This is a genomic window from Pseudomonas sp. MF06569, assembly GCF_059862735.1.
In genome coordinates, this window is the sequence record NZ_JCBCUZ010000043.1 from 20,789 (window position 1) to 27,005 (window position 6,217).

6 protein-coding genes and 1 tRNA gene are annotated in these 6,217 nt (G+C 57.4%); 5 read left to right on the forward strand and 2 right to left on the reverse strand.

Annotated elements, in window-relative coordinates:
* Positions 1–56 precede the first annotated feature (56 nt).
* The 5 genes from AC19YQ_RS23720 (at position 57) to AC19YQ_RS23740 (ending at position 4,677) form a co-directional block, all read left to right on the forward strand.
* Positions 57–2,486 carry a TonB-dependent siderophore receptor gene (locus tag AC19YQ_RS23720; protein ID WP_326397350.1) on the forward strand — a complete coding sequence of 810 codons (2,430 nt, stop codon included), beginning with the start codon at positions 57–59 and terminating at the stop codon, positions 2,484–2,486.
* Between the two features lie 74 nt (positions 2,487–2,560).
* The gene (locus AC19YQ_RS23725) at positions 2,561–2,860 is read left to right on the forward strand and encodes a hypothetical protein (RefSeq protein ID WP_326397349.1); all 300 of its coding nucleotides are present in this window, start codon (positions 2,561–2,563) and stop codon (positions 2,858–2,860) included.
* Complete coding sequence (locus AC19YQ_RS23730; RefSeq protein ID WP_500596071.1) at positions 2,860–3,675, forward strand: PepSY-associated TM helix domain-containing protein; 816 nt, start codon at positions 2,860–2,862, stop codon at positions 3,673–3,675. The genes AC19YQ_RS23725 and AC19YQ_RS23730 overlap by 1 nt, the downstream gene beginning before the upstream one ends.
* Positions 3,676–3,729: 54 nt before the next feature.
* Positions 3,730–4,383, forward strand: a complete 654-nt coding sequence (locus tag AC19YQ_RS23735; protein ID WP_500596072.1) for a PepSY domain-containing protein — start codon at positions 3,730–3,732, stop codon at positions 4,381–4,383.
* A 3-nt stretch (positions 4,384–4,386) separates the two neighbouring features.
* Positions 4,387–4,677: a DUF3325 family protein gene (locus tag AC19YQ_RS23740; RefSeq protein WP_133076444.1), complete on the forward strand. Its 291-nt coding sequence runs from the start codon at positions 4,387–4,389 to the stop codon at positions 4,675–4,677.
* 152 nt (positions 4,678–4,829) lie between these two features.
* Here AC19YQ_RS23740 and AC19YQ_RS23745 read toward each other — a convergent pair.
* Both AC19YQ_RS23745 and AC19YQ_RS23750 read right to left on the reverse strand, forming a co-directional pair.
* Positions 4,830–4,905: transfer RNA gene (locus tag AC19YQ_RS23745), tRNA-Phe, on the reverse strand.
* 80 nt (positions 4,906–4,985) lie between these two features.
* A partial coding sequence (locus AC19YQ_RS23750) for an Hpt domain-containing protein (RefSeq protein ID WP_500596073.1) occupies positions 4,986–6,217 on the reverse strand: 1,232 nt, incomplete at its 5' end.

Consider the following 6,217-nt stretch of genomic DNA (forward strand, 5'->3'; position numbering starts at 1 on the left):
GTTGGACATAGGAATTAACCGCTAATAAAAGCGGAGCCGCCAACACGGAGTTACCCATGTCCAATCGCTTTAACACTGCGTTCAGGCTGACGCCTGTGTGTTTGTCTTTTTTGCTTATCCTGGGTCACGCTTCGACCAGCCACGCGCAATCACCTGCAACGGGCAGCGCATCTCAACAACACTTCGACTTGCCTGCAGACACCCTGGTGGGGACACTCGATCGCATCGCCCGCCAGAGCGGCAACGAAATCATTTATGCCCCGAATCTCGTCGACGGGCTCCGTGCTCCGGCCATCAAGGGAACAATGAATGCAGAGCAGGCTGCACAGCTTGCGATTGAAGGCAGTGGATTGTCCGTACGCACGACTGCGGGTGGCGCCTTGACGCTGGACCCACTGGGTAGCATGACGTTGCCGGCGCAGGCGATTGTTGGAATGCAGACCGAGGCACCGACCGTATCGGTAGGAACCAAAGTCCCGCTGCATCTGCGAGAGGTGCCTCAAACGATCAACGTCATCGGCCAGGAGCGTATTCAGAAGCAAAACCTCTACACCCTCGAAGATGCACTGGGCAAGGTGGGCGGTGTCACCGTTCAGCGTATCGACGCCAGCCGCCTGAGTTTTTTCTCCCGCGGTTTTGAAATGACCTCACTGCAGTTGGACGGTACGCCGACTACCATGGACAACAGGGTTTTTTTATCGCCCGACCTGACCATGTACGACCGCGTTGAAGTACTCAAGGGTCCATCTGGCAGCCTGACTGGCGCCGGCGGTCCTGGCGGCAGTATCAACCTGGTGCGCAAACGGCCGTCGGCCGAGACGGCGGTTTCAACAGAGATCAGCGCCGGCTCCTGGGATGACTACCGTGGCATGGTCGATGTCACCGGCCCGCTGACAGAGAGCGGTAATGTACGCGCACGCCTGGTGCTCAGCGAGCACAAGAAAGGCTTCTACTACGACGGTGGCGGCAAGCGCGAATCGAATCAAGCCTACGGCATCGTCGATATAGACCTGACGCCAGATACGGTCTGGACCATTGGTGCCAGCAACCAGAACACCGACATCCGTGGCGCCCAGCGCTCCCTGCCTGCCTATCGCTACACCAACGCTGCCGGTGAGGCCGCAATGTCGCTGCCAAACGTGTCGCGCAAGAATTTTTACGGTGAAGACTGGAACCGGGACTATTTCTGGAGCACCGCTGTTTTCACCGAAATCGAGCACCAGCTGGGGGATGGCTGGAAAACCAAACTCTCCCTGCGACACGCCGACAACAACTACGACTTGACCCAAGCTTACGCACGCAATGGTGGGGGCATAGACCCCGCCGACAATCTGGTGTCCATGAACTCGATCATGTTTGATTATCGAGAGAAACAAGACGAGGCCGACATCTACGTCGACGGCCCGTTCAACTTCCTTGGGCGTGAACACACGATGCTGGTAGGCGCCAACTATTCGCGCTCCGAGTTTGCATCGAACGGCGGTTATTACTCGGACTTCCTGGGTGATGTCGACCTCTACGACCCCCAGCCTGACTTTGCCTATCCGGCCTTTGCCGAATCGGACAAGTTGCCGACCAGCGTTGCCAACACCCGCGCAAAAGCGATTTACAGCAACGTCCGCTTGAGCCTGGCCGACCCTCTGACGCTGGTGCTTGGCGGGCGCGTGACCTGGCTTGAGATGCACCGCAGCCAGCACCAGCCCCTGGCTGGTTCACCGGCGCAAAAGAACGCAGAGAGCGTGTCGCAGAAGTTCACTCCGTTTTACGGGCTGATCTACGACCTCAACGATAACTACTCGCTGTATGCCAACTACTCCGGGGTATTCCAGCCGCAAGCCGTCAGCAACCTGGACGTTAACAACAAGATCCTCAAACCACTGGAAGGCAAGCAGCACGAACTGGGGATCAAGGCCGAATTCCTCGATGGCGCGTTGAACGCCTCGCTGGCAGCGTTCCAGATCGAAGAAGAGAACCGCGCGATTCCGGACATGAACGATCCGAGTTTTCTGGCCGTGGTTGCCAGCGGCAAGGCTCGCACCCGCGGATTCGAGGCTGAGGTGAATGGGCAAATGACCCCTGACTGGTTCCTTAGCGCGAACTTCACCCATACCTACAAACGTTATGACAGCCCCAACGAGCAACTGCAGACCTACCTGCCGAAAAACATGCTGCGGGTCTGGAGCCTATACAAACTGCCCGGCGAGTTGGAGAAGTGGAGTGTCCAGGGTGGTGCCAGCATCGTCAGCGAGACCTACAACAAACTGGATGTCCCTGGCATCGGCATGGACGGCACCAAACTTCGTCAGAGCGGGTACGCCTTGTACGATGCGGGCATTGGCTATCAGATCACGCAAAATCTCTCTGCTGATCTGCTCGCTACCAACCTGACCGACAAGAAATATTTCCAGCGCATCAACACCTTCCAGGACGGGAATATCTTCGGAGACCCCCGTGCTGTGTCCATGACCCTGCGCGCCAAGTTTTAATTGCAGCAGCCCATCAGTTACCCGGCATGGTTTTTTTTGAGTCGGCCACAGGGTCCGCGATCAGGGAGGCAGTGGTGAGACGAACCGCAGGAAAACATCCGGGGCTACTGCGCAGCGTGTGGCTGGTACTGGTGTTGCTGCTCAGTTACCTCTCATGCTGGGAACTGAACCGATTCTTGGCGTTGTGCCTGGTGCACGCCCATGTCCAGCCCAGTGAAGCGGTGCTGATCAGTTCGATCGCCTGCTTTGCACTCTTTCCTTGGCTGGTGCTGTGGCTGTTCAGCGCACCGCGTGGAACGCGCAATTGCGTACGGGTGGCGAGTGCATCGCTTGTGATGTGGACAAGCACTTTTTTCATGGAGGCAGGCGTCTGATGTTCACCCGTGTTCGTCAAGCGCTGCTGTGGATGCATCGAATAATCGGAATCGGTTTTTCCGGACTGCTGCTGATCGCATTTTTCATGGGCAGCCTGGCGGTGTATGACCGTGAGCTGGACAGTTGGATGTTGCCGCAGATTCGCCTGGCATCGGTTGACACCCCACTGTCACTGGACCAGCGAGTGGTCCCCCACGTTGCCAGCTTGACCCAGGGCAAACCGCTGCTGCAGTGGTACGTGGAACTGCCTGACAAGCGCCGACCGGTGATTCGATTTCAAGCATGGACCCAGGACCGTCAGGGATTGAGTCGCTTTTTGGCGCCAGGAGAAGACCGAGTGCTGCCGGAGGCCGGAAGCCGCGGCGGCGATTTTTTTTACCGGTTGCATTACACCCTCAACATCAACTTCTGGAGCATCGGTACGCGTCTGGTTGGCCTTGCCGCCATGCTGGGGCTAATCGCGCTGATTGCTGGCGTGTGCATCCATGCACGCCTGTTTCAGGACCTGTTCACGCTACGGGTAGACAAATCACCCAGGCGGTTGTTGGACATGCACAACCTGACCGGTGTGTTTGCACTGCCTTTTCACTTCATCATCCTGTTGTCGGGGCTTTTGATCCTGTTCCCGCTGTACCTTCCTGCCGGCATCCTGGCGGTGTATCAGGACCAGCCCTATCAGTTTGGCCAGGAGGCGGACGCAGCGTACAGTCGCCCGGCACTGGGTACACCGGGGTCATTGGCCTCGCTGGATCAGATGATGGCGCAAGCGCGATTGCATTGGGGCAATGGTGAACCGGCGTTTGTCAGGGTCTGACACCCTGGAGATGCCAATGCCTACGTTGAGGTCAGCCGCTCGTTGGCTGACCGCATGAGTCAGGATGGGCAAACCCTGTACTTCGATGGCGCCAGCGCACATCTGCTGCACGAATCCCGATTGCCTGCAGCGGCCGCGACCTTCAAGTTTCTGGCCGGGTTGCACGTAACCCACTTTCAGCAACCGTGGCTGCGCGCCTTGTATTTTTTTGCAGGTTTGAGTGGTTGCGTGATGCTCGGCAGCGGCCTGCTGTACTGGCTGGAAAAGCGCCGCCTGCAGCAGGCTGCCGGGCGGTGGAGCGTGGTATCGATGACGCTGTTCAGCAGCGCGATGATCACTGGAATGCCATTGGCCACCCTGGCCATGCTGGTGGCCAATCGATTGCTACCTATCGGCCTGGCTTACCGTGCGAACTGGGAAATCACCCTTTTCTACTGGGTCTGGTTACTGGCGATCATGCATACCCTGTGGGCTATCCGGCGTTCAGCACAATCGCGCGCGCCCTGGGCAGAGCACCTGCTGGTGATCAGCGCAATGGCGCTGCTGGCAGTGTTCTCCAATGCCTGGAGCACGGGCGACCATCCATTGCAGTCGATGAAGCGGGGGCTCCCGGCGGTGGCGGGCGTGGATCTGGCATTAATGCTCATCGCGTTGCTCGCGGGAGTCATTGGTTGGCGCCTGCTCCGTCGCAAGCGCCTGACAAGGTGAAAAATGGCTGACTGGCTATCGGATATCGCGGCGTTCGGCTTCATGATAATGGGGCTCAGCGCGCTAGCACTCAGTCAAATCCCCCACTCTCGCAGGATCACGCTTACCCGCAAGAGTCCCACAACACGAGTATTGCGTTGCGGCGCAACGCTGTTACTGGCCTTGAGTCTGCTGTTGAGCCTGACAAACCAGGGAGTTGTCATGGGAGCGGTAATCTGGACGCTGGCGATTACACCGTCAGGTATTGGCGTGACGATGATCCTCTGCTGGTACACACATCAGAGAAAAGAGTAGTCAGGCGCTTGCAGCTTAAATGCCTCAAGAACACTTGAACCGCTCTTAAAAAAAGCACCAGCACAACAGGCACGTCAAGACCATCGAATCACTGCAGCGACCAGAAACAAAAAACCCCCGAAGCCATCAGGCATCAGGGGTTTTCTATGTAGTGGTGCCCAGAGACGGAATCGAACCGCCGACACGGGGATTTTCAATCCCCTGCTCTACCGACTGAGCTATCTGGGCAAGGCCGTAATTAAACGTTCTTTACAGCAGAGACGTCAAGCAACAAATAAAAAAAGATCAATGAATACCATCGGTTACGATTATCCGCCGTTGGGATACAACTCCCCGTCAACCAGCCTGGACACTGCACGGTGCAAGCGTTTCAACAACGCCTGGATTCTGCTGGCAGACTCTGCACTCAAGGGCTCACGCAACAAACCGATTTCGCACTCATTACAGGCCGCCGCTAAAGCGACAGCGCCTACCGTGGCAAAAGAGCCATGCATACGGTGTACATGATTGAGCAATTTCGATGTATTGGCTTCTTGCAAAGCCTGCTGCGCCTGCGCCAGATCTTGATGCATGGTGGTGATAAACAATCGGTGCATGCTCGGTGAAAGCGTAATCCAGTCTTCAAGATCATCTTTTTGCACAACCTCTTCGCCAGCCTGCAACGTGGGCGGCTGCGGTTGTGCTGACCGGGAACAGTAGACTGACAAGGTCTGGCGCAAGGTTGTCAGACTCAGCGGTTTGACCAGCCAGACGTTCATCCCGGCCTTCAGGCATTGCTCTCCCTCCTCTCGCATCGCATTGGCTGTGACACCAATAATCGGCACCAGAGGGTCAAGCTCGCGCAAGCGGCGTGTCAGCTGATAGCCATCGAGCCTGGGCATGTTGACGTCGGTGATCACCAAATCGAACGACGCCTCATTCCAGCGCAACAAGGCTTGCTCACCATCCTCAGCCAACGTCACTTGCACGCCCAACGCCTTAAGCTGCTCCTTGAGAATCTCCCGGTTGACGGGATTGTCTTCCGCCACCAGAACGCTCAGGTCCAGGCGCCCAAGGGGTCGCTGCACACTGGAGATCGTCTGTTGCACGGTGCCGTGTGCAACCTGCATCAGCGTTCTGGCAATGGCACGAATGTCATAGGCATTGATCTCCCAGCCACGCTCTGTCTTTTGCGGCTGGCTGCGGCCCGTTTCGGTTGCAATCACACGCTCACCCGACCAGGGCAACGAGAGCTGCGGGTCAGGATCAACATCCAGCAAAATGGCCTGGCTGTCCGGGGTATCCGTTGCCGGAAATACTTGAGCACGCGCCCCCCAACGGCTTAACCAGTCGACCAGGAGCTGTCCGATATCATTGCGCGGAGTACGCACATAGACACTCACACCCTCAAGGTCAATATCGGCGCTGTTATCCAGCGAGCCTGCAATAACCGGCAAATTCGTATGCAACGAGAAACTGCTGCCCAGCCCCGGCTCACTGACCACCCGCAACGTGGCACCCATCATCTCGCTCAGTCGGGCACAAATAGACAGGCCCAGCC